The following is a 1,714-nucleotide window of genomic DNA, read 5'->3' as shown; positions in this document are numbered from 1 at the left end:
GCTAGATTTTTGAAATTCTCTAAAGCTTTTCTTTTTTCTAAATCGATTTGAAGTATTTTTTGCATTGTTTTTCCTTTTGTTTTTATTTTACTTTAAATATTTTTTTATTTTGATTAAATTACTCTTTGATATTATGCTCTTTAGCATAAGCTCTTATCTTAGCTCGAAGTTCTTGCGGAAAATTATATCTATAAATAGCAGGGATTCTTGGATCAAGGAGTTTATCTAAATATCCTCTTTTATAAATCCATTCCAATCTTTCAGGTGTAAAATAATAAGGGGCATTAGGATAGCCTTGAGGAGGAGTGAGGGCTGCTAGTTTGGCACTTAATACTAGGGTATCCATAGTCAGTTTAGCAGATCTTTCATCTCTTTCGTTTCTAATATCTACATCAAATCTTGTTACCATTCCATTTTCGTATCCATCCATAGCATCATCAAATTTATTTCTACTTTCAGGAGTAGAATCTATATCTCTTGGATCTTTTAATTTACCTTTTTCAATATCATCATATAAAGCCCAAATGATTCTACCTTCTTCATCATAGGCAAAATCATATTTATTTAAATCAATCGTCCAATCTGCTCCTATAATCTCATCTAAAAAAGGAAGCATACCAAATTCATCTAATAAACTCTCATAATGATAATCGTGTAAATCGTAAATCATTTTTGCTCTAAGCTTATTCCAATGTTGCCCTGTAAGAAAAGAATTAGAACACAATACTGCTAAACCTAAACTTTTAAAAGCATTTTTATCTCCAAGTTGAGCTTGTAAAAACAATGCTTGTTGTTGTCTTGCTTTAAATCCTACGGCAGCTGTAGGACTAGCTTTAATATTTCCCAAAAGTAAAGCAGACAATTCCCATTCATTAAAGAAAGAATAAGATTTTAATGTTCCACGATGAGAACTTACTTCATCATAAATATAAGCGTATTCTTCATTGATTAAATTTCCTTTTTCATCTACATTAGCATAAGCATCATAGGGTATATCTATAACCACAGATCTTAATCCACTTCTTATTGCTAAATATTTATATCTTTCTCTTTTGGTTTTTAAAGATTTATAATAAGCTTTTTCTGCTTTAGTCCAAGGAGCTATGCTTCCTTTGATAGGATCTTTTAAATATATACTTTGCCATTCTTTAAATTCAACTAGAGTGGATTTTTGTCCTGTATAAAAGTTAGGATCTAGGTATTGGGGTTTATAGTCTTTGTAGGGGGAGTTTTTCATAATATGATAAGATTTAAAAACCGCTTTGGAATATTCTTCGGTATAATCGCCTGTGGGCTTAACATTTTCTTTAAAGAGTATTTTATTGGTATCTTTTTCCACATCTAATGTTAACCCATTGGGTGTATAAATCTCATAAGTTTCACTCATTATCTATCCTTTCTTAATTTAACCCATGTATAAACCATCTTCTATGATTATGGTAGTGGCTAATCTGCCTATGAAATTAGGCGGAGTTTTTGTTTCTGATGTGATATCAGTATTTGCACTTGCCTTGCTAGTGTTATTTTCTCTTTTGCCTATAGCTTTCAAGCTTTCTTCATTTCCATTTATCCCCATATACATAGCCTTAAGATTGTTTTGTCCTATGATATTGAGTTTTTCTAGTAATCTTCTGGTTTTATTTTTATCTTCTATATATCTTCCTGTTTTATCTTTACTTGTATTGTAAATTCCATTAGCAAAATCTTGTAAAAT

At 30.3% G+C, this 1,714-nt stretch carries 1 protein-coding gene and 1 pseudogene; both read right to left on the bottom strand.

Annotation, left to right across the window (positions count from 1 at the left end):
- Nucleotides 1-118: 118 nt before the first annotated feature.
- Complete coding sequence (locus ELQ12_RS09570; protein ID WP_134264745.1) at nucleotides 119-1,387, bottom strand: hypothetical protein; 1,269 nt, start codon at nucleotides 1,385-1,387, stop codon at nucleotides 119-121.
- A gap of 18 nt (nucleotides 1,388-1,405) precedes the next feature.
- A pseudogene (locus ELQ12_RS09565) lies at nucleotides 1,406-1,714 on the bottom strand (hypothetical protein); the annotation flags it as partial.

The organism is Campylobacter sp. US25a (genome assembly GCF_004379075.1).
In the GTDB taxonomy this organism is placed as follows: Bacteria; Campylobacterota; Campylobacteria; order Campylobacterales; family Campylobacteraceae; genus Campylobacter_D; species Campylobacter_D jejuni.
The sequence above is the reverse complement of the archived record's forward strand: the minus strand, read 5'-3'. Positions and strand labels throughout refer to the sequence as shown.

Bases quoted from the DNA above. Each gene is read 5' to 3' on its own strand.
- ELQ12_RS09570 (WP_134264745.1), bottom strand. From the start codon at position 1,387: ATGAGTGAAACTTATGAGATTTATACACCCAATGGGTTAACATTAGAT.